The sequence below is a fragment of the Neobacillus niacini genome (assembly GCF_046591715.1).
Classification (GTDB): Bacteria; Bacillota; Bacilli; order Bacillales; family Cytobacillaceae; genus Neobacillus; species Neobacillus niacini_L.
In genome coordinates this window covers 17,944-40,166 of sequence record NZ_JAWVNQ010000022.1, presented here as the reverse complement: position 1 = coordinate 40,166, position 22,223 = coordinate 17,944, and the positions used below count along the sequence as shown (strand labels likewise).

Below are 22,223 nucleotides of genomic sequence, written 5' to 3'. Positions count from 1 at the left end.
AGTTAGTGGGAATTTTTCCGCTTATATATGCTTCTTAAGCAGCATCTACATACATTAGGCGGAAATTCTCCCCCAATTAATTCTAATACCTACACGAAAACAACAATCTTTATATAACTACCAATCTGTCATATTTAGAAGTTAGCTCGTTTTTCAATAAATAAGAAATATAATTTAATAATAATTTATTGATTTACGATAAAAAATGTGTTAAATTTCAAAAAGACACTAATATATGAACTGTGTTTTTTGTGGGAGGCGGAAATTCAATGAAAATACCATTTATTAATCATAATCATTCGGATGAATCTATTCATATTTCACACGATCATATACCAGACCATATCGCCATTATCATGGACGGAAATGGCCGCTGGGCGCAAAAACGGGGAATGCCAAGAGTAGTTGGCCATAAAGAAGGCATATCTACGGTCGTTAAAATTGTTAATGCAGCAGTCAAATGCAAGATAAAGGTTTTGACACTTTATACATTCTCCACTGAAAACTGGAAACGTCCAAAGCCCGAGGTAGACACCATATTGAAACTTCCAAAGCAGTTTCTCCAGATCTATTTGCCAGAGCTTATGGCTAATAATGTTCGTATTAAGACAATAGGCGATACAAGTCATCTCCCGCCTCATACACGGGAGGCTGTACAGTATGCAGTGGAACGTACGCGGGATAATAACGGTCTTCAGCTGAATTTTGCACTCAACTATGGAGGAAGACAAGAGATTTTAAATGCCATGAAAGAAGTATTCGCAGATATAACCGACGCGAAATTATCAATTGATGATGTGGATGAAGATGCGTTTTCAAGTTACTTGTATACAGCAGGTTTGCCAGACCCTGACTTGCTTATCCGTACTGGCGGAGAAAAACGTCTTAGTAATTATTTGCCTTGGCAATTGGCCTATACTGAGTTCTGGTTTACAGATGTACTTTGGCCAGATTTCTCCGAGAAGGAATTTATTCAGGCACTTGAGGAATACCGACTAAGAAAGAGACGTTATGGCGGGCTATAAGTTTCTGTTTACAACTTCCAAAAAAGTGATATGTAAATAATCAGATTGGCAGATATAAAAATAAGCGATACCTTAAACACTGGTATCGCTCATTATTGAAAAATCATGGAGTAATTTTCCTTAAGATAAACACTTGTGCAGGAGCTCCGTATGGTGGAGTATTTACGGTAAGCTCATATGTTATTCCATCGACTAGTAAGGTTGAAATTTTATTACTAGTAATGTTCTTTACTATTGCGATCGTTTCTACTTCTAAACCCTCTTTTTGTAATTTTGCTGCTACTGCATCAGTGCACACTTTTGGTTCTTTGTACCATTTATACCAATCCTCTAATTCGACACGAATATTATCACGTCTAAACAAATCTTTTATTTTATCTAACATGAATTTTCTCCTCCATTAAAAGGTATGATTCTTTTCTATATTTCTATTTTACCGTATTTTTTGAAGTGGGGGCTTTCTTTATCATTGTCTTCTATAAACTAATCGCCGCATTAATCTTTCAAGTGGTCCATGGATCTGGAATTTTTCAAAAATAGATGCGATTGTGACAGCCACAACCCAAACTGAGATCGCAATCAATGTGACTCCAGCATTGTTTAATCTGCCACCCAAATCCAATGCTACAGGTGACAATAAGATTACTAATAAGGTCTCATTTAAAACATAAAAGGTGAGTGAGCGTTTTCCTAACGAAGTCAATGAATTTGTTACCCAGCCAGGATTTTTAATCATGTTACCTATAACTCCAAATAAGGCCGCATAGCCTATTCCAGCAGCCATCCCTGTGATAATGTGAACACCTAAAATGGTTCCCGCTGTGAAATAACTAGGTTTCCAAATGATATCAATCATTACTAAAGGAAGAGCTCCAACAATAGAAATAGTCATTCCAATCGCAGCGATTTTTTTTAGCAATTGATGGTGCTGTTGTGAATCAATCAAAAGTCTTTTTCTGCCAGCCCAAATTCCTATCAGTACCGAAGGGAGTACAGGAAAAAGAAAGTGGATGAAAACAGGGATAATCGCGAAGGAAAATAATGCTTCTGTTAATGATTGCAAGTAACGTTCATCCCCCGAAAAATCAGTCCCAAATCCATAGCTTCCCATTTCACTCATAAATGACCCCCACACAAACGGAAGATAGAGAATGAATACCAAAGTGATGATTGTTGTCACTTTGATTAAAACCTTGTTATCAAAGGGTAATAACCGCGAGACCAATAAACCCGCAATACCATAAGCCATTAATATGTCTTCGCCGCCAATCAAGACCGCTAGTACCATTCCGAACAAGATTAGATAGATACATCGTTTCCTAATGGTTTTTAAGGCTTCCTTAATAGAATTTCCTCTTGAGAGTTGTTTTTCATAAATCATGACTAATCCATAGCCAAATAAAACAGCAAACAATGGTCGTGCCCGATTATCGATAAATAGTTCCCCGAAAGTGTTTAAAAAGGTATCTAGAAACGTGATACTTTTCGGTCGGCTCATGATTCCTGGTTCAGCAGCGTATAAATATAATGGTGCGTGAGCAAGTACAATTAATAAGAGCATAAATCCTCTGGCTAAATCTAATGAAAGTGCTCGCTTAGTAGAAGTTTGATTATATTGTTGTGCTGACATCTTACTCTCCTCATCAATGACCTATACTTGTTATTCTACTTGCATTTTAATCTTTTTTAAAAGAAAATTACCAATCCTTATTTTAAAAATCTAAGTAATATTTATCTTCCGAGTTGCCAAGTGTTTTATACGCCGGTTGGCTGATTTTGACATTTCTAGTAATATAGTAGTAAGTGATTAACTTGTGTGAACTTCACACAAATATTCAAACCCCGAGCCACAATACTCGGGGGTGTTACATAAAGGGGCGTAGGAATGAAAAGAAACCTGACCAACCATCCTCAAATCCAATCTGTCTTGGAATTATACCATCAGGAGCAGCATCCTTTTGTAAAAATCCATCGGATGATTGATTTGTTTGAGACCATCATTAAAACACATACCGCCGTAATTATTAGTGATTACTTTCGTTTAAACCATGTTTCAGAAGATATTAAAAGATTACTGGCAGAAGGGTTACGAACACCTTCCCTAGGGTTATGGCAGGTTTTTAACCGTCTCATTATCGAGGATTTGACGATAAATAAACAACTAACCCAAAAGCAATTTCAGCAGATTTCATCCAGTCTAACTGGTGAAACTTTACAAAAGTTCTCCTCATTATATAGTAGGAGAGGGGAAGGTTATTTCTTAACCAATCCCGTTCAAAAGGAAGACCGGACATTTTTAAAGAACCTTTACATACAAGCCAAATATGCTTATAGCGAGAATATGTTTATACCCAATTTCATCCCATATTTTTATCAGTGGGATCAAATGATTAGTCAAAGCATGAAAAGTCCCGCTGGTCCCATTCCTGATATCGTCAACTTCCGAAATAAATATGCACATGGAGCCACACCCGATCAACAAACCTGTGAAAAAGATATTGAAAGATATACACCTGTTTTAGAAAAATTATTAGCTGCAGATTGGCTGACAAGCACAGGTATTGCTGTTTTTCAAAAGAAGGATGGAAAGATTCACCACATTTTTGAAAGTGATCACTTTGCTCCTGAAACAATTAAACACAGGGAAAATGTTAAATTGAATCAGCCCTATTTATATAATGAAAAAGGAGAATTGCTCAATCTTTTTCCAATAATGACATTTAAGGAGCTGCCAATCGAAAACGAGAATGTTCCAACCCTGCTATTTCTTAATGATTTAAAAAAAATAAAGAAAAAGAAGATATCACTATTAAATTATCCCTATGCCTACCATGTATCTGATGACCAGATTTATGAGGATTTCATCTCCATCCTTAATGTCATTGATTGGAAAAAAAGAGATACACACATCTTTTCTGATTATATAGAAGAACTGGTTGAATCCTTTCAAGGAAGAATAGAGGAACAGGAAAAGATCAAGCATTTCATCGATACGAAAACATCAGGATTTTTATTCTTATTTGGAAATCCAGGTATTGGAAAATCTGCTCTCCTCGCAAAAATAATTAAAGACTACAAGTATTCGGCCAATAACGAGAGTAACAAACCCTATACCTTTGTAGAATACTTTATCCGGCGAAATTCCTCCTCCATTGAAAGATTTCTTGATTCTTTGAATCTGCAGTTAGAATCTGCGTTTCTGACGAAAATTCCAATCGGGGGGACGATTGAAGAGAAACATAGCAACCTGCATGACCGCTTGCATCATATTTCACAGCAAAGTAAAAATGGAAAGATTATTATTTGTATAGATGGTTTGGATGAGGGGATCCAAGGTCAGTTGATCTCCTATATCAATACCCAAACCTATCAAAATATCTTATTTATTTATTCGTCTCGGCCTGTCGAGAAAGTGGAACAGCTGTATCAGGTGATTCATCCATTGGATAAACAAAAATTTTCTATCAGTGGACTCAGTACTGAGGAAATTCGGGGGTTGTTATTTAAGGTTACGAATAAGTATGAAATCATCGGTTATCCCGATTACATAAAGACCATTTTGGAAAAATCAAAAGGTAACCCATTGTACTTAAAATTACTTTGTTCGGAAATTGAAATGAACAACCATTCTCTCTATCAAATCGATCAGCTGCCATCTAAGATTGAGGATTTCTATGATGAAATCATGGCGCGGTTTCGAAAAGAACATGGTGGAAATGAAGTGCTGTCCACTGTCTATGTGTTGGCAAAAGCAAAGGATTTTCTTTCCACCAAGCACCTGCAATTCATTACAGGTTTTACAGACATCGTGATTGATGAGGTAATAGCCACTCTTCAAGAAGTACTGATTGAAAACCCGAATGAATCATATAGCTATCAGCTGTTTCATGATAGTTTCCGAGAATATTTAGAGGTAAAAAAGAAGGACAACTTGGTCGAGGCCGAGATACAAATAGTTGAATTTTGTGCGCAATGGAAAAGTCTGAACTATTATAGTGATTCCATCCGTATGTATCCTATGAAATATTACTCTTCTCATTTGGTTTCCTTAGATGACCAGGAGCAATTAGTGAGATTAGCAGCAGATCAAGAGTATATTAAAGCACAATATTTATGGACCAGCCAATATTTATATACCATTCATTTATTCTTAGATGGAATGCAAATCACCACTGACTCTAATGGGAAGATGGATTATGCTGTTCGAATTGCTGAATTACACAATCAGATTACGAGCAATGTATCCTTAATTGTAAATCCAGTCCAATTTTCAGATAGTAAACAAATGGAGAATCTGTTAAAACAGATCACTGCTTATAAAGGGGCAGAGCAATTTATCTTATATATCATTCTCTTACACCAAACCCTTAATCAAGCATTGTTGGGTAAACAGAAAAGGAAAGAATTTTTGCAGATGATCATAGAGCATTTGGATGAGCATACTGATTCAAATGTAATTGGATATAAATGGTGTGACTTTTTTTCGATTTCCTATCTTGTAACGTTACTAGCTCAACTAAAGGATATCGGCTGTAACCTAGATCCCATTTTAATTCGAAGTGATTTACAAAATATAGACAATGAGTATGTGGAATATGAACTAAAGTATTTTAATTTACAGGATCCTATCTACTATTCGATTATTTCCGGTCTTTTTTTAACGCAGCCATATGATCCTGTCGTGAAAAGCTTTGTCACGCTATTATGTCAGCAGCAATTATTTTCAAAAGCTTTAGAGATTGCAGATCAGATACCAACGTTGTCGATTAAGGTATTGTCAAAGGTTGAAGTGGCAAGAGCTTATTATCATTCGGGCAAAAAGGGTGAAGCACTTGATCTGATAAACGAGATATATTCCCTTGTTCCCAAAATTAGAGAGGACGCTCTGAAAGTTCAGGCATTGTGTTCCATTGTGAATGTATTGGTGGAGATGAAGGAGAAAGAAAAAGCTTCATTATGGCTAAAAGAGGCAGAGGAAATTACCGTTACCATCAAGGATACGCGTGAACAATCATTTGCCTGGAGAGAACTGGCTATTTATGAAGGCAAACAGAACAATTTTGACCATGCTCTGGCGATGATTAAAACAAACGTGAAGGATACATGGAATCAAATCATCGCATTATGCTCGCTTATTCTGGATATGAAGGATTCTGGCAAGGATTTTGATGAGGTACTAGCGTTTACTTTTGAAACATTAAAACAGTCCGTTGATTATCGTGATAAGCGGTCATCCATACGCTCGATTGCTGTTACACTCAATAAGCTCGGCCGACATAGAGAGGCGTATGAATGGTTACTAGAGGCGAAGGATCATTGGAATAGTTTGTATATATTACGCAGTATAGGAGTGGAACTCGCGAGACGAAATCTAGTCGGCGAAATGAAGAATTATGTTGATAAACTTACGGATGTGTTCGAGCAGGCGTTAGTGATAGGAACCTTTATTTCTGAAGAAACAAAACCCAACGGCATGAACAAAGCCTTAGAATTATATAAAGAATTTATCAACAGCACTCGAATGAAAAAAATAGGATTGCAGCATCTATCGACTGCTAATGTCCAATCTTCGACGATACAACAAGAACCAAATAACTATACGCAGCAAGATTGTTTGGAGAGAGTGAAGAAGCTGAACGAGCTTACTGATGACTATTTGAAAAGCTTGGGAATCGCGCATGTGGCAACTGATTTTTATAGATTAGGTGATGACCAGAAAACACAAACTCTCATGTCTCAAGCCGTGGAAACGGCCTTAAGGATTGAAAATAGCTACAATCGCTCGTTTGCTGTGAGTGAGGTCGCAAAAGAGTACAGCAAACAAAATGAAATGAACAAAGCACTCGAAATGGTGAAAGACATTGAATATCTTTGGAATGTTACCGCATTAATGAGACAAATTGCGCATAATTTAACCTTGACCCGTCAGTATGAACCTTTATTTACCTTGATCAAGGAACAAAAAGAGAAAAACCTTATCCTTGTCATGGTTGATGAAATGTTAAGAATGGTAAACAAAGAGAATCTGTATCAAGTCATCAATTTTATCCAAAATGACATCATTTCAGAAGTAATCAAAACACATGCCTATGACCAAATCTTGTCGATACTCAAGGACTACAAAGAGGATATATTAGAAGTCCTAATAAAAATCATTCCACAGATTTCTTATAACCGGCTATTAATTTGCAAAAGTATTGTTTTATATGCTTTGTATCTACGGGATTATTCGGGTGAAAGTACTGAATTCGTTGAGCAGAAACTGAAAAATGTAGTGGATGTTATTGATTTATCCGAATTCAGCACATCGACATTCACTTTTAGCTTTAATACAAAAGAAGAATGGCTCAAAACCATTACAGATGAAGATGATCTACTCTTTATCAAAAGCTTAATCAGGCAAGTAGATCGAAAGAAAATTACTAAAGAACAATTTCAGGAAATGGCTGCGGATGTTATAGGCTAAAGAGCTAGGAAGAAGAGAATGTGCTAGGAACCTCCGGATATTTGGGAGGTTCCTGACACTTTATTAGTAACTTATTTAAATATCATCTTTTTGGCATTAGCTATCTAAGAATAACTAGAATAATATTGTGTTGCTGACAATTTTATTGTCTGGTACAATTTTACTATTCTAACGATGATATGATTCTATCTAAATAGAAGCTGTCGCTATTCAAATACTTATATTTATTAGAGTTTGGAGTGTTAATCAATGAGTAATAAAAATGATAAATACCAAAAGTATATCTCAAAAGAGGTTTTTCTTAATTATTCAAATGGGTATGAAGCATTACAGGCTGGGCAATATTTTGCTGCTTCCGTTTGGGCCAGTGTATTTCTAGAGGCGTTTTTGGTGGAGTTAATAAATAAATTAAATATTTCTAAATCACCAGGAAAGGACTTAAATTCTAGGATTAGTATACTTAAAGGTGCACCAGAGAAGGTCAAGGATGATATACATAAGCGTTGTGATGAAATAAGATCGCAAAGAAATCGTTTAGTTCACGACACGGGTCTTGGAAAAATCACGGTGGAACAGGATGCCATAAGTATTTATTCTCATCTAGAGGTAATTTTAGACTGGTATTGTGACCAGGTTCCTCCTCTTGATTCAAACAGAAGTGAATTTGAATCATTGGAAATTAACAGTGAAAATAGAATCCCTGTGTTTCTCAGTACGTTAAATCCTGATAACGAGCGGCAGCGTTTCTTTCTAAATGGATTTAAAGATAAATTGAGGAAAATTGGTATCGAACCCATTCAGTGTGAATTTGGTTATTTATGATTGGAAAGATCCATTAAAGGTGGTTCGAGAAAAGGTCTCTGAATGTAGAGCGATGATTTGTTTAGGACTCGAAAGAAGTAATGCCTATTATATTAAAGACAAAGAAGGGTCTGTAAAAGAAAAAATCGATACTCATCGTAAATATACATCCGGATGGTTACACCTAGAAGCCGGAATGGCAAATGCAATGGGGAAAGAAATTTTCGTCATCTGTCAGAAAGATATATATAGTGATGGCATTTTTGACCGAAGCTGGAATTCCTATCCAGTAATGGAATTCAGACATCTAGAAGAAGATTCAAGAGAATTTATAATGTTTTTTGAATATTTGAAGGCATGGGCAAAGGTAACCAAGGACAGTATCGAGAAAGAAAAATCAAAACAGAAAAATACTAAAAAAGAAGAAGTAACAAGCTAAATTCAAGATTACCGAATGATAAGTGTTAAATATATGAAAATGTAACCCTAACAGGGGTATATTTTTATACAGCTGAATTTTTTATTCATCCAAAATCCATAGATAGGGGCATAGGTGTCTAATCTATGCCTTTTCCTGATTAAATATTTTTTATGCTGCCTTTTGGGATACTAGAAAACTTAATTAGCCCCAGCACAAAAAACACCATACTTAACACCCAAAGAAGTCCCGCCATTCCGAGACGAAATGATATTTCTTCAGAGGCCATTGGATGGTTAACATCAAAACTGATTGCCTTTAATGCTTGACTGACTGCCCAAGAGAAGAATATTAAAAATCCGATAATCCACCCGTAAGCCACTCTAAATGATTTGTGTTTCTTTGAAAAAATCAAAAATAAAACGATTATAAAGGTAATCCCCATTATGATGGAAAACCCGCTTATTAACATTCCCATTGTTTCCTGTTCCATTGGCATTGTTTTATACCGCCTTTTCAAAATTTAATACTCAAGAGCAATTTCTTGAATTTTCGTAAAAACTTCTTATTAGCATTATACCAACAGGAAGAAGGTCCTTGCTAACGATATAGAGATGTAAATTTTATATGCACTTTTACAAGTTTCAATATAGTATAAGAAATAATGAAAAATATGGTAATATAGTAGAAAAGGGGGTAGCCATCATTCAACATCAAACAGAAATAGTCACAAGATATTGTGAATCAGATGCATTAGGCCATATCAATAATGTGAGCTATTTTATTTATCTAGAACAAGCTCGTGTAGAATTTATTTTAGATAATGAAATTGTTCCCAACCTTGAAAATTGGTCGTTTGTTCTAGTTTCCACACATTGTGATTATAAACAGCAAATTTATATAAATGAAAGAATCGTCATTAATACATATTTAAAAGAGATTGGAAGAAGTAGTTTTACTTTGGTACATGAATTTGTCCATAAAGAACGGGGAGATCTCCTTGCATACGGGGAGGCCGTTCTAGTTCATTTCGATTTCGAAAAGCAAAAAAGTTCACCCATCCCTGATGCGATTCGAACCAAAATGGAAAAGTTATTGAGAAGGTAATTTTAATGGATAAACGTAGTAAGTCCCTGAATTAGGGGCTTATTTTTTTGGCAGTTATATCCAATAGATTAGGGATTTAATGGTAAAATAGAAAAGTGTTAAAAATGGAAAAGGATGGTGCTCTCATTGGAAACAATCCAATCAATGTTTAAGCATTTACATTGGGCTAACCAGCGTATTCTTGCTACGTTACAAAAGAGTGAAGAGAACAAAAAGGGTAATCAACTCTTTTCGCATATTCTTCACGCTGAAAATGTTTGGCTTACCCGGTTAAATGGAACAGATAGTTCACATTTATCCATATGGGATGAGGGTAATCTAGAAACATGCGTTGAACTGGTTGACCAAAATAATCAAAACTATACGACTTTCCTTTCCCATTTAAATAATGTGAAACTAGACCAGATCGTCTCATATAAAAATAGCAAAGGTACAGAGTTTCAAAATACAATGAGGGATATTTTAACACATGTTGCTCTTCATGGTCAGTATCATCGAGGTCAAATTAATCAACTGTTAAGAATGGCAGACTCTGAACCTATAGATGTTGATTACATTACATATAGAAGGATTCGAGATTAATAATCAGCTGCCTGCTGATTTCACCAACATCGCTTTTATTATGGGGCTGGGACCATTATTGGTCATAATCTCCCTATTCCATTCGTAAAATTGGTATAAGGATTGTTTTTCCATATCAATGATTTGGATAAGAATTCTTCTAACTGTTACACCTTAGATTAAGAAGGAGGCGTATTTGGTGAAATCAATTGGAATTTTAGGCGTAGGTCAAGCAGGAGGGAATATAGCGGAAATTGCATCAGCCTTGAATTTTCCAACAGCTCTCATTAATACGAATCAACGAGACGGTGTTGTCAATACCCGGGTTGAGAAAAAGTTTTTTGTACCAGGGTACAATGGTGCCGGTCAAGATCGTTCTTTAGGATTACGGGCGCTTCATGAAAACTATAAGGAAATTATTGATTTTGTTAACAGTTCCTTTAAAAACATCAAGCTATTATTAGTGGCTTTTTCAACGGACGGCGGCACAGGTTCTGGGATGAGTCCGATGCTTATTGATCTATTAATTGATCAGCTGCCTGGTATCAAGGTGGGAGCCATAGCGGTTATCCCTGAACGAAATGTATTGGCAGGCAATCGCATTAATACCGCGGAGTGTATCGAGGAACTTTCCAATATAGAAGGCATTTCTTCTGTATTCCTCGTCGACAATGATCAAATGCGTAAATTGAAACCACAATCCAGCAAACACGAAATTTACTTATCTGCTAATCTTCAAGCTGTAGAGGCAATTAATCATCTTCTGAAAATAACGAAGAAGAGTTCATTCTTTGGCAATTTTGATGAAACAGATTTAATGAATATCCTTGGTTCCAGAGGTGTAACCATTATTTCTTCCGCTCCTATAACAGATGCGAAAAATACCTCGGAGGTCTCAAAGAAAGTGCAGGTTTCTTGGGAGAATTCGATTTTCTGCCCTGTCGAGTCACAAGGGGTAATCCGGGCTGGATTAATTTATGAGGGACCAGAGAATATTTCAAAGCTGATTAATGTACCGTCCATCTTTGAAAGGGTAGGGGAACCGCTGCAGTTATTTGAAGGAACGTATATCACAGAATCTGACCCAACCGTTACAACCATCCTTGCCGGTCTATCTTTCCCATCTCGCCGGATGCTCTCAGTAGAAGAATCCATAGAAAAGAATAAAGAACGACTACAGAACCTCGTAAAAAAGGAAAATACTCAAAATTACGAATCTGGAATCAGATGGGCCTCCAACTTAAAACTGATGAAACAAGAAAGAAAACCTGTATCCATCACTTCCAAATTAAATAAGTATCAGAAGTAACGCATTTGTTGATTACCAAAGAGGGAACACACGTGGAACAATCCGTTGTGTTTCCTTTTTTTATATTAATAGACAATTTTACAATTTTAAAAATATAATAAAATAGACTTTTAATAAGGCCTACGATTGGTTTCGAATTATATATGATGGAAAAAGGTCAGTTTTATAGAAAACATGTTATTCGTGCCCGATCAGGCTGGAAGATGGGGAATGCGGTAACAAATAGGATCTATTCATGCCCGATCAGGCTAAAAAAGAGAATAGGCGGTAACGAATAGCATCTATTCGTGCCCATTCAGACTGAAAAAGAGGGTCGAAGGTAACGAATAGGATTTTTTCGTGCCCGTTCAGGCTGAAAACAAAGGAGACTATCATGCAACTATATTTTTATGAAGACAGATTCTATAAGGCAATCCAGAATTATTCCTTAACCGAAGACCAACTACGGTTTACTGGACAGCCTAAAGATTGTATTGAATTATCGAAAGAAGATTCTGACCGTTTTTCAATTTTAGCAATGGAAGAAGACCAACTTGTAACTTTTTTTGATTTACATAAGAATGAAGGGGTAAAACCCTATTCAACCAATCATTATTCCATTCTATTAAGAGCCTTTTCGACTGATTCCCGTAATCAAGGAAGGGGGTATGCGAAACAGGCATTGATGCTTTTGACTGCGTTTGTTAAGCAGAATTTTAGTGGAATAAATGAAATTGTTTTGGCTGTTAACCTAAAAAATGTAGCAGCACAGGGATTATACAAAAAATGTGGATTTGTAGATGAAGGTGTTCGGAAAATGGGGAGTAAAGGTGAGCTTATAATGATGAGTTACCATTTATAATCATCAGGCTTTCTTAGAGTCTATAGGAAATCCATTTTTCGGTTCTTTGGTACATTAGCTATTTCTGGCCTCATGAGCCCTTCATGAAACCGTTTTTCTTGTGGCAATCAGGTATTTGGGCTTCATGAGTCCTTCATGAGAACGATTTTCTTGGGGTAATCAGGTTTTTGGGCTTCATGGGACTTCATGAGACCATTTTTCTTGGGGTAATCAGGTTTTTGGGCATCATGATGCCTTCATGAGACCGTTTTTCTTTGGGTAATCAGGTTTTTGGGCTTCATGAGGCCATCATGAGACCCATTTTTTGGGGGGAATCAGCATTTTGGGCTTCATGGGGACTTCATGAGCCCCGTTTTCTTGGGGTAAACAGCTTTTTGGGCTTCATGTGCCCTTCATGAGACCGTTTTTCTTAGGCAAATCAGTAGTTTAGGCTTCATGTGTCTTTCATAAGACCGGTTTTTACTGATAAGAATAACATACAGGCACCAGCCAAATAATTGTCAGGTGCCTATTTCACGTTCATTCTGTGAAGAACGAAATTACGTCCCCTGGCGTATGTTTTAGTATAGAGAATGTTAAAGGGGGAAGTAAGACTTGTTAGCACTCGGAATTCTTTTTATTATTATTGGTGTTAGTATGATTATCGAACCTTCACTTTTTTGGTTATTAACCGAAAGCTGGAAATCCAATGATGCCACTGAACCTTCCAGGTTATATATTTGGTCTACCGTGTTTGGGGGTATCATGTTTATCATTGTTGGCATCGGTTCAACTATTGTATCTTTCCTTTAATCATTTTCATATCTTGTAAAATTAAGACCTCTAGCCTTATTGGCACAGGGGTCTTGAAATTCTTTAGGGTATTTTCCCTAGTTGAATTATTGAGGGAGAAATGTACCTATCGTACATACTGAAAAATCATAGTCCTTTACTAAAAAGCATACTCATTAATATGAATCCATCCTTAAGGCAGTATACAAATTTCAGCGAAAATCTGACTATGGAGAGGATGTAATGTCAAACTCAAGCAACGATAAACGCAGATATATGCCAGGCATAGATGGACTTAGAGCGGTAGCTGTCTTGGGTGTTATTCTCTACCATCTTAATATCCCTTGGTTTCAGGGCGGATTTTCGGGTGTAACGGTCTTCTTTGTTTTGTCAGGCTACTTGATTACAGACATCCTAATTGATGAATGGCAAAAAAATAATAAGATTGACTTCCTGCGTTTTATGATTCGGCGCTTTCGCAGACTTGCTCCTGCTGTATTAGTGATGATTTTTCTCGTTAGCTTATGGGTGATCGTAACAAACCATCCTTCATTTGAAAAATTACGTTCGGATTTTTTACCATCCATTCTTTACATAACGAATTGGTGGTACATTATTCGTGAAGTTTCTTATTTTGACAGCTTCGGTCACGCTTCACCCTTTACTCATTTATGGTCACTTGCCATTGAGGAGCAGTTTTATCTGCTATGGCCGCTGCTAATGATTCTTGGTTTTACCTTTATTAAAAGAAAAAGGGTTCAGGTTCTGGCTATTCTAATTGGCGTTGTCATTTCTGCTTGGTTAATGGCAATTCTCTATCTGCCGGGGGATGATCCTTCTCGTGTCTATTATGGAAGTGATACAAGAGCTTTTTCTCTTTTGTTAGGGGCCGCACTTGCCTTCGTTTGGCCAAGCCAGCGATTATCAAAAACTGTACCAAGGCATGCTGGATTGGTTCTTGAAATAATAGGAATCACAAGTTTTCTGCTGATTGTCATACTGTTTATGGTCACTTCACAATTTGACTCTTTCCATTATCAGGGAGGTATGCTTTTTTTATCGATTGTGACCATTTTAGTAGTAGCGGCATTAGCTCATCCTGCAAGTCAACTAGCAAAATGGCTTAGTGTTAAGCCGCTCCTTTGGATAGGGGTTCGTTCCTATGGCATTTATTTGTGGCATTATCCGATTATTATCTTAACATCACCGATTGTAAATACAGATGGTTTAATTCTTTGGAGAATAACCTTACAGCTCTTTTTTACTTTGGTCATATCAGAGTTATCTTATCGGTATGTAGAAGTACCGATTCGCCAGGGGAAGTTAACAACATTTTTAAGGGAATTCAAAGGGCTGCCAGTCCATCATAAAAGAATTGTTTTAGCAGGTTGTGCTGCATTACTTGTATCACTCGCAGGGATTGGCACCGTATTTACTGTCAAAACCACAGTCGTGGTCACGCATCAAGAAGCCTTAACAATAGATGCTTTTAAGGCATTAGAATATTACGATGACACAGTAGAAGATATTCCGGTACCAGAGCCTAATAAAAAGACTATTACGGTTATTGGGGATTCCATTCTTCATGATGTCGCTCCATTCTTAAAAATTCATTACCCCGAAGCAACGATTGATTACCGTGTTGGCCGGCAAATGTCAGAAGTGCCTGAGGTGATTAAGGTGCTGAAGGACAGGGGACAATTTGGGGAATATGTGTTTATTCAGCTTGGAACCAATGGACCTTTTGTTAAATCAGATTTAATCAATATCATCAAAAGTCTGGAGGACAAAAAAGTATATTTAGTAAATTGCCGGGTACCACGGGCCTGGGAAACAATTGTAAACGAAACATTAGAAGAAGTCGTGAAAAGCGTACCTCATACCGTACTCGTAGATTGGTATCATGTGAGTGAGGGCCATCCCGAATATTTCGCACAGGATGGTGTTCATTTAACAAAAAAAGGCGGTGAAACATACGCCAACTTATTAGTAGAACAAATCCAGGAGTAAATATATTCCCTAAATATAATCAAAATCACAAAGTAGAACCTCTGATATAAAAATCAGAGGTTCTTTAATGGCTGTGCAAAGAATGTCGATATTTGTATTTTTTTATTTCGATTTATTTCCATTTAGTTGGAAAATATAATAAATACTTCCATTATACGGAATAAAACACGAAAAGAGACAAAGGAGAACTTATGAGGAATCTTGCAGCTTTATTTTCCATGCTCATGCCTGGATTTGGACAACTCTATAATCGACAATTCCTAAAAAGCGTATTCCTTCTCATTGTTGAACATTATGACAATGTATTTGGGAAAATCAATACGGCCATTCATCTTGATTTTAACGGCTTCCACCAAAAAGCGTTAGAAGCAGCCAATTTCCAATACGTTTTGTTTTACCCTGGATTTTATGCCTATACAGTTTGGGATGCTTGGTATTTTGCAAAACCAAATGCAGACAAAACCAAATCTGCCATCCCTTTTTTGATAGGTGGTTTTCTTGGTGAATTTGGTGCCATTTTTTCTAGTCGGTTACCCATTCCCACTCTAACCGTTGGATTACTTATGGTTGTACCGATGTTAACGGGAATGATTCTTCTAAGAAACCAATAAAAAAAGCTTTACCTTTTAGTGTGGTAAAGCAGTTCAACTTAAGAAGATTGGGACAAAGTGGGATCATCTTTGCGATACATTCTTACATAATCTAAATGGCTGACTTCTGTGGGCAAGGTAATTCTTACTGTTGTAGCAACGTTTGGAATACTGTTTATTTCAAATTTCCCATTGTGATTTTGGATGATTTTCTTGCTCACCATAAGCCCCAATCCGGTTCCCTCTGTCTTAGTGGAGTAAAAGGGGGTACCTAATAATGGAAGATGTTCCCTCGAAATTCCCACTCCGTTATCGATGACCGAAATGACGAATTGGGCATCTTGCTGCTCCATTCTAATTTGGATCTTACCACCTTCTGGCATGGCTTCTATGGAATTCTTAATTAGATTGGCAATCACTTGTTTTATTTGGTTTTCTTCACAATGAATCAAAAACCTCTCACCAATAAACTCTGGTATGATTTCAATATTTTTTATGATTGCCTGCGTATTTAACAGGGTAATCACATTTTTTATACTTTTAGAAATATCTGTTAAGGAATATTGAACGATATGTGGTTTAGAAAGAACCATGAACTCGCTCACGATAAAATTGATTCTATTTATTTCATCAATCATAATCTTGGAATAGCGTTCATTCGCTTCGGGATCGGTATTTTCAATCATCATTTGCGTAAATCCCTTTAATGTCGTTAAAGGATTTCTGATTTCATGGGCTACACCAGCAGCGAGTTCTCCCACCAGCGATAATTTCTCAGAATCTCTTAACTTTTTCTCGTGGTTATTCAAATCCTTCATCTGCTCAATCAGTTTTTTATCCAGAAAAGCATTGGATAATAACATAATCAATACGACGATAATAACAGGGACACTGATAAAAGAACTTAAGGTAGTGGAACTTACTGCATAATAGGCAGCCGAAGGCAGTCGGGCTGGCAGATAGTGAAGGTTCGTTCCCCACATTCCAATATAATGCATCCCGGCGGTTCCAATACCCATTAAGATACTGCTTAATACGCGGCAATGAAAATTCATGGATCGATGGTGATTAAAGAAGAAAAGTACCCAGAGTGACCCCATAGCAGCTGTAAAAGCAATCAATACCGAAAAAAGGACGATTGCAGGGTTATAGGTGATGGCGTAGTTTAAATGCATTGCCTCCATACCTAAATAGTGCATACCAACGATTCCGCTGCCCATAAACAGACTTGATAGAAAGAGCCTGCTATAATTCCTTTTCATCATAAAGAAGGCGAGACCCGTACCCGCTATGGAAATCAACAGTGAAAGCAGTACCATCCTGGCATCATACTCACTGTGAGACGGCATATTCATCGCAAACATGCCAACAAAGTGCAGGGTCCAAATCCCAATGCCCATCGCAATCGCACAGCCTAATAACCAAAGATTGTATTTGAAATTTTTAAAAATAATCATTTTCCAGCGGAGATCTAATGCTATGTAGGAAAAAAGTACTCCAACAAAGATGGAAAAAAGGAACCAATAATCGTTATATGAATTAATCATAGTATGCTGCATATTTACACTTCCAAAAAGTTTATCGTGCTACCATGATTCACTTCCAAAACAGTTATTATAACGGAATAATGAAAAATAGGAATTTATGCCTAATGTTTTAGAAGAATGATTAATAAGGGATAGAAAGACAGGAGGGACGTGTGCATGGAACTGCGGCAGTTACGAAATTTTCTTGAAGTGGCAAAACATAAAAGTATCACAAGAGCAGCGGAGCATCTGCATGTTTCACAGCCAGCACTAAGCAAATCGATTATGACTCTCGAAGAAGAGCTGGGCATGATGTTAATCATTCGAAGCAATAAGACAAGTGAAATAACCGATGCTGGTAAAGTGGTATTAGACTACGCGCAGAAAATGACGGTGTTGCTTGATGAGATGACAGATACGTTGAATGACATGACAAACTTGACACGCGGTGAGATTAATGTGGGATTGCCTCCTTTTATTGGCAGTTTATTTTTTCCACGAATCATGGCTAAGTTTCATCATACCTATCCGAATATCGGTTTGAACATTACCGAGTATGGAGGAGCTAGGGTGGTTAAAAGTGTGGAAGAAGGAGAATTTGAACTGGGAGTTGCCGTTCTTCCCATTGATGAAAAGCAGTTTCATGTCTATCCAATTGTAGAAGAAGAAATGAAATTGCTCGTCTACAAAGACCATCAATTAGCATCTAAGACTGAAGTAGATATAAAAGAATTAAAGGATGAAGAATTTATTTTTTATCATGAGGAATTTGCGCTTCATCAAATCATGAGAAATCACATCATCGCTGCTGGCTTTGAGCCGAAAATCTTATTTAAGAGCTCTCAATGGGACTTGATGTCAGAGATGGTGGCCGCAAATCTCGGAATCACGATTTTGCCGCAGTCTATCTGTAATCGAGTATTGAATACAGATATTAGTATCATAAGCCTAAAACAGGAGATTTTATGGAAACTTGCCGTCATCACAAAAAAGGACCGTTATCTCTCCAATGCAGGGAAAACATTTATTGATTTCATTTTAACTGAATCACTATAACTTTTTGTTATGAAACTCATTCTGAATATGTATTTTACGAATAATGAATTTCATCGTACCATTATCCTATTGCAAAAAATAGGCATAAAAGGAGTTTAACGAAGCTCTTTTTGCTATAGGAGAGATTTTACGATGAAATTTATTGTTATTGTCATACAGGTATTGTTCATATATGTATTCTTATTTTTAGGTGCTGCGCTGAAGGAAATAATCCCACTCCCGATTCCAGCATCGATGTTTGGGTTGATCCTCCTTTTTCTCGCACTTTATTTAAAATTTGTAAAGCTGGAATGGGTGGAAAAAGGAGCAAAATGGCTGATGGCTGAGTTATTATTGTTCTTTGTGCCATCAGCAGTTGGTATCGTGAATTATGATGATATCTTAAGTCTGCAGGGAGCCGAAATTGTACTCTTGATTGGTATCAGCACCATAATCGTTTTAGGCATGACGGCACTTGTAGCGGAGAAAATTACCGAAAGCAGAAGGGGGGAGCAGCATTGAAAACGATTTTATTTACACTTCTTACATTTTTCATTTATCGGTTCGCAAAATGGGTATATTCGAAAAAATCCTTACCAATATTTCATTCCCTGCTGCTTGCGCCTATACTATTAATCTTGTTAATTAACATCATGAATGTTTCAGCGAATCAATATTTAGAGGCGACGAAGTGGCTTACGCATTTATTAGGTCCAGCGACCGTTGCATTTGCTGTTCCAATTTATAAGCATTTACCTACGATAAAAAAATATATGGGTACGATTGTCATTAGTGTCACAACAGGTACATTGGCCGCGATTTTTTCTACCTTTACTTTATCGAAGCTGATCCATTTAAAAGCTGATCTTTTAACATCTATCCTTCCGAGATCGATTACGACACCCATCGCGATTGAAGTTTCGAAAGAAATTGGCGGTCTGCCAACGCTTACAACTGTTTTTGTCATTTTAACTGGAGTGATGGGTGGAGTAATGGGACCATCCGTTATCAAGTGGTTATCCATCAAAACGCCCATTGCCAAAGGACTCGCTCTCGGAATGGCAGCACATGGTGCAGGTACCAATAAGGCAATGGAATATGGAGAACAAGAAGCTACATTTTCGTCTCTGGCGATGATATTCGCCGCTTGGATCACACTTCTTTGGGGAGTGCTGCTGCTGCCAGCCTTGATCAATATGAAGCCCATATTTTAAAAGTGAGCAAAAATAGCAAAGCCCTTCTCAAATGAGAAGGGCAGTTTTGTTGAATATAAAAATTTCCAAGATAATTCCATGAACTCTATTAATTATTTTTTTTCAACTTTTACTAATCCTTTACCAATATTATCTTTTTCAAAATACACAAGGACCACATCATCAACCTGTATTGTCACACTCGAATCAATGCTTTCAGCAGAAAAGACAATCTTTGTTCCATCTTCACTCTTTCCGTAGAATTGATTTCCATCAATTTCGGTAATTTTATATTCTACTATTTTGTATTCAGAGGAATCATGGCCTTGATTAATCACTGGGGTAGTAGTTTGGGTTTTTACAATAAACAGTACACTTAATATGGATAACAGTATGGCTAGGATGATGATTCTTTTTCGCATTTTTACTCAACCTCCATTATGTATTTTATGAGAAGAGGGAAGAAATTAAATCCTACTATATTCCTTTAGACTTTCTACCTAGAAAAAAGTGTTTTCTAATATATAACAGTTTTGGTTGGTGAATACATTAAAAAAACACAAAAACACGAATAATTGCATCCGATTTCTATTATAAAATAGATAAAATACGAACAATAATCAAAAAACGTGAAATAATATTCAGTTTTATTGATTATCCTTTCTTTTATTGTTATACTAGTCTTACGAATTAACTATTGTAATATATCTAAAAATTCACTATAATTCTACTTGTTAGAATTTATAGTCTCCGAAGAAGGGAAGAGGATACTTTAATTTTGTTATAGATACATAGAAATTGAAGAGCTCGCATGAAGGTTTCTTTGTAACATGGAACAACGTTCTTATACGAGTGGAGGGGGTACATCTATGAAAATTCTATTAAAAAAGTGGAATCAAATTAGTCTGGTAAAACAAATATCTATTGGTTTATTAATTGGTATTATCCTTGCAGTGGCCATTCCTGAAGTTGCGAAACCAGTTGTCATTTTGGGTTCATTATTCGTTGGTGCACTAAAAGCTATTGCACCCGTTTTGGTACTTTTCCTGGTAATGTCAGCTATTGCACAGCATAAGAGCGGTCAGGAAACAAATATGAAATCAATCATTTCTCTTTATCTTTTAGGTACATTTTTAGCTGGACTCATTGCTGTTATTGTAAGTTTTCTTTTTCCTGTTAGTATCAATCTCACAAAAGGTGTTGAGGATCTAACTGCACCAGGCGGTGTTGTTGAGGTACTCAAAACATTATTGCTGAATGTAGTCGATAACCCAGTTAAAGCCATTGTAAATGCAAATTATATCGGTATTTTGGCTTGGGCGATTGTCCTTGGATTAGCATTAAGAAATGCTCCTGATACTACAAAAACTATGATTACGAATTTTTCAGATGCTGTATCTAAAATGGTTACTTGGGTAATCAAGCTCGCACCATTAGGAATCATGGGGCTTGTGATTGAGTCAATTACAACAAATGGACTTGAGTCACTATTAAGCTATGGAAAACTACTGGTAGTCTTAATTGGATGCATGCTCTTTGTAGCGTTAGTTGTGAATCCACTAATCGTATTCGTGAATGTCCGTCAAAATCCATACCCGCTTGTATTTACTTGCATTAAGGAAAGTGGAATTACTGCATTCTTCACACGAAGCTCAGCAGCCAACATTCCTGTAAATATGAAATTGTGTGAGAAATTAGATCTAGATAAAGATACTTATGCCGTCTCGATTCCATTAGGAGCAACGGTTAATATGGCTGGTGCCGCGGTTACGATTTCTGTTTTAACACTTGCAGCTGTTCATACATTGGGTATCCAAGTGGACATCCCAACAGCCATAATCCTAAGCGTATTATCTGCAGTTTGTGCATGTGGTGCATCAGGTGTTGCCGGCGGCTCACTGTTATTGATTCCACTTGCTTGCAGCTTATTCGGAATTCCAAATGATGTGGCGATGCAGGTAGTTGGAGTAGGTTTTATCATTGGAGTTTTACAAGATTCTTTTGAAACAGCTCTTAACTCTTCAACTGACGTTCTTTTCACTGCCACAGCTGACTATAGAAAGAAGCTTAAAGCAGGAAAAAAGGTCAATATCAAGAAAGTAGCATAACAAACATCCCTCCCGTAAAGACGAGTCTGTGCTTGTCTTTACAGGGGGGATTTTTTTATGGGAAAGACTCTGTGAAGTAGAGAATTATGAGACCCGTTTTCTTCGGCAAATCAGCAGTTTGGGCTTCATGAACCCTTCATGAGACCCGTAATCCACGGTCAATTAGCAGTTTGGGCTTCATGAACCCTTCATGAGACCCGTAATCCACGGTCAATCAGCAGTTTGGGCTTCATGAACCCTTCATGAGACCCGTAATCCACGGTTATTAAGCAGTTTGGGCTTCATGAACCCTTCATGAGACCCGTAATCCACGGTTATTAAGCAGTTTGGGCTTCATGAACCCTTCATGAGACCCGTAATCCACCGTCAATCAGCAGTTTAGGCTTCATGAACCCTTCATGAGGCCCGTTTTCCACGGTCAATCGGCAGTCTGGGCTTCATGAACCCTTCACGAGACCCGTT

Annotated in this window: 20 protein-coding genes; 15 read left to right on the top strand and 5 right to left on the bottom strand. The window is 37.0% G+C overall.

Annotated features, from left to right (window positions below; all coding sequences use genetic code 11):
• The first annotated feature begins 269 nt into the window (after positions 1–269).
• Entirely contained in the window at positions 270–1,025 is a 756-nt protein-coding gene (uppS, locus tag SFC47_RS24550) for an undecaprenyl pyrophosphate synthase (protein WP_411257190.1), read from the top strand.
• A 103-nt stretch (positions 1,026–1,128) separates the two neighbouring features.
• On the opposite strand, the gene SFC47_RS24545 is transcribed toward uppS, so the two are convergent.
• Both SFC47_RS24545 and SFC47_RS24540 read right to left on the bottom strand, forming a co-directional pair.
• Positions 1,129–1,410, bottom strand: a complete 282-nt coding sequence (locus SFC47_RS24545; RefSeq protein WP_411257189.1) for a hypothetical protein — start codon at positions 1,408–1,410, stop codon at positions 1,129–1,131.
• 81 nt (positions 1,411–1,491) lie between these two features.
• Positions 1,492–2,655: a DUF418 domain-containing protein gene (locus tag SFC47_RS24540; protein WP_411257188.1), complete on the bottom strand. Its 1,164-nt coding sequence runs from the start codon at positions 2,653–2,655 to the stop codon at positions 1,492–1,494.
• 255 nt (positions 2,656–2,910) lie between these two features.
• Between SFC47_RS24540 and SFC47_RS24535 the strand changes: the two genes are divergently transcribed.
• The 3 genes from SFC47_RS24535 to SFC47_RS24525 all read left to right on the top strand — a co-directional run bounded on the left by SFC47_RS24535 (position 2,911) and on the right by SFC47_RS24525 (position 8,731).
• Positions 2,911–7,491, top strand: a complete 4,581-nt coding sequence (locus SFC47_RS24535) for a P-loop domain-containing protein (protein ID WP_411257187.1) — start codon at positions 2,911–2,913, stop codon at positions 7,489–7,491.
• 249 nt (positions 7,492–7,740) lie between these two features.
• Positions 7,741–8,313, top strand: coding sequence for a hypothetical protein (locus SFC47_RS24530; protein ID WP_411257186.1), 573 nt, complete (start codon positions 7,741–7,743; stop codon positions 8,311–8,313).
• Positions 8,294–8,731: a hypothetical protein gene (locus tag SFC47_RS24525; RefSeq protein ID WP_411257185.1), complete on the top strand. Its 438-nt coding sequence runs from the start codon at positions 8,294–8,296 to the stop codon at positions 8,729–8,731. The genes SFC47_RS24530 and SFC47_RS24525 overlap by 20 nt, the downstream gene beginning before the upstream one ends.
• A 139-nt stretch (positions 8,732–8,870) precedes the next feature.
• On the opposite strand, the gene SFC47_RS24520 is transcribed toward SFC47_RS24525, so the two are convergent.
• Positions 8,871–9,209, bottom strand: a complete 339-nt coding sequence (locus SFC47_RS24520; protein WP_411257184.1) for a hypothetical protein — start codon at positions 9,207–9,209, stop codon at positions 8,871–8,873.
• Positions 9,210–9,337: 128 nt separating this feature from the next.
• Between SFC47_RS24520 and SFC47_RS24515 the strand changes: the two genes are divergently transcribed.
• From SFC47_RS24515 to SFC47_RS24485, 7 genes are all read left to right on the top strand, one after another.
• Positions 9,338–9,817, top strand: coding sequence for an acyl-CoA thioesterase (locus SFC47_RS24515; RefSeq protein ID WP_411257183.1), 480 nt, complete (start codon positions 9,338–9,340; stop codon positions 9,815–9,817).
• 126 nt (positions 9,818–9,943) lie between these two features.
• Positions 9,944–10,399, top strand: coding sequence for a DinB family protein (locus SFC47_RS24510; protein WP_411257182.1), 456 nt, complete (start codon positions 9,944–9,946; stop codon positions 10,397–10,399).
• Positions 10,400–10,577: 178 nt separating this feature from the next.
• Positions 10,578–11,687, top strand: coding sequence for an FtsZ/tubulin family protein (locus SFC47_RS24505; RefSeq protein WP_411257181.1), 1,110 nt, complete (start codon positions 10,578–10,580; stop codon positions 11,685–11,687).
• Positions 11,688–12,060: 373 nt separating this feature from the next.
• Entirely contained in the window at positions 12,061–12,528 is a 468-nt protein-coding gene (locus tag SFC47_RS24500) for a GNAT family N-acetyltransferase (protein ID WP_411257180.1), read from the top strand.
• 594 nt (positions 12,529–13,122) lie between these two features.
• A complete protein-coding gene (locus SFC47_RS24495; RefSeq protein WP_411257179.1) occupies positions 13,123–13,320 on the top strand; it encodes a DUF6199 family natural product biosynthesis protein in 198 nt (65 codons plus the stop codon).
• A 222-nt stretch (positions 13,321–13,542) separates the two neighbouring features.
• Positions 13,543–15,309 (top strand): acyltransferase family protein, encoded by a 1,767-nt coding sequence (locus SFC47_RS24490; RefSeq protein WP_411257178.1) that lies wholly within the window; start codon positions 13,543–13,545, stop codon positions 15,307–15,309.
• A gap of 191 nt (positions 15,310–15,500) precedes the next feature.
• On the top strand, positions 15,501–15,920 hold the full coding sequence (locus SFC47_RS24485) for a hypothetical protein (protein WP_411257177.1): 420 nt from the start codon (positions 15,501–15,503) through the stop codon (positions 15,918–15,920).
• Between the two features lie 38 nt (positions 15,921–15,958).
• On the opposite strand, the gene SFC47_RS24480 is transcribed toward SFC47_RS24485, so the two are convergent.
• Positions 15,959–17,458, bottom strand: coding sequence for an MHYT domain-containing protein (locus SFC47_RS24480; RefSeq protein WP_411257176.1), 1,500 nt, complete (start codon positions 17,456–17,458; stop codon positions 15,959–15,961).
• Between the two features lie 144 nt (positions 17,459–17,602).
• Between SFC47_RS24480 and SFC47_RS24475 the strand changes: the two genes are divergently transcribed.
• The 3 genes from SFC47_RS24475 to SFC47_RS24465 all read left to right on the top strand — a co-directional run bounded on the left by SFC47_RS24475 (position 17,603) and on the right by SFC47_RS24465 (position 19,674).
• On the top strand, positions 17,603–18,481 hold the full coding sequence (locus SFC47_RS24475; RefSeq protein WP_411257175.1) for a LysR family transcriptional regulator: 879 nt from the start codon (positions 17,603–17,605) through the stop codon (positions 18,479–18,481).
• Between the two features lie 132 nt (positions 18,482–18,613).
• Positions 18,614–18,982, top strand: coding sequence for a CidA/LrgA family holin-like protein (locus SFC47_RS24470; RefSeq protein WP_411257174.1), 369 nt, complete (start codon positions 18,614–18,616; stop codon positions 18,980–18,982).
• Positions 18,979–19,674: an LrgB family protein gene (locus SFC47_RS24465; protein WP_411257173.1), complete on the top strand. Its 696-nt coding sequence runs from the start codon at positions 18,979–18,981 to the stop codon at positions 19,672–19,674. Before SFC47_RS24470 ends, SFC47_RS24465 begins: the two co-directional genes overlap by 4 nt.
• A gap of 92 nt (positions 19,675–19,766) precedes the next feature.
• Here SFC47_RS24465 and SFC47_RS24460 read toward each other — a convergent pair whose 3' ends face one another.
• Positions 19,767–20,075, bottom strand: coding sequence for a hypothetical protein (locus SFC47_RS24460; protein WP_411257172.1), 309 nt, complete (start codon positions 20,073–20,075; stop codon positions 19,767–19,769).
• A gap of 447 nt (positions 20,076–20,522) precedes the next feature.
• Between SFC47_RS24460 and sstT the strand changes: the two genes are divergently transcribed.
• Complete coding sequence (gene sstT / locus SFC47_RS24455; RefSeq protein ID WP_411257171.1) at positions 20,523–21,761, top strand: serine/threonine transporter SstT; 1,239 nt, start codon at positions 20,523–20,525, stop codon at positions 21,759–21,761.
• Positions 21,762–22,223 lie beyond the last annotated feature (462 nt).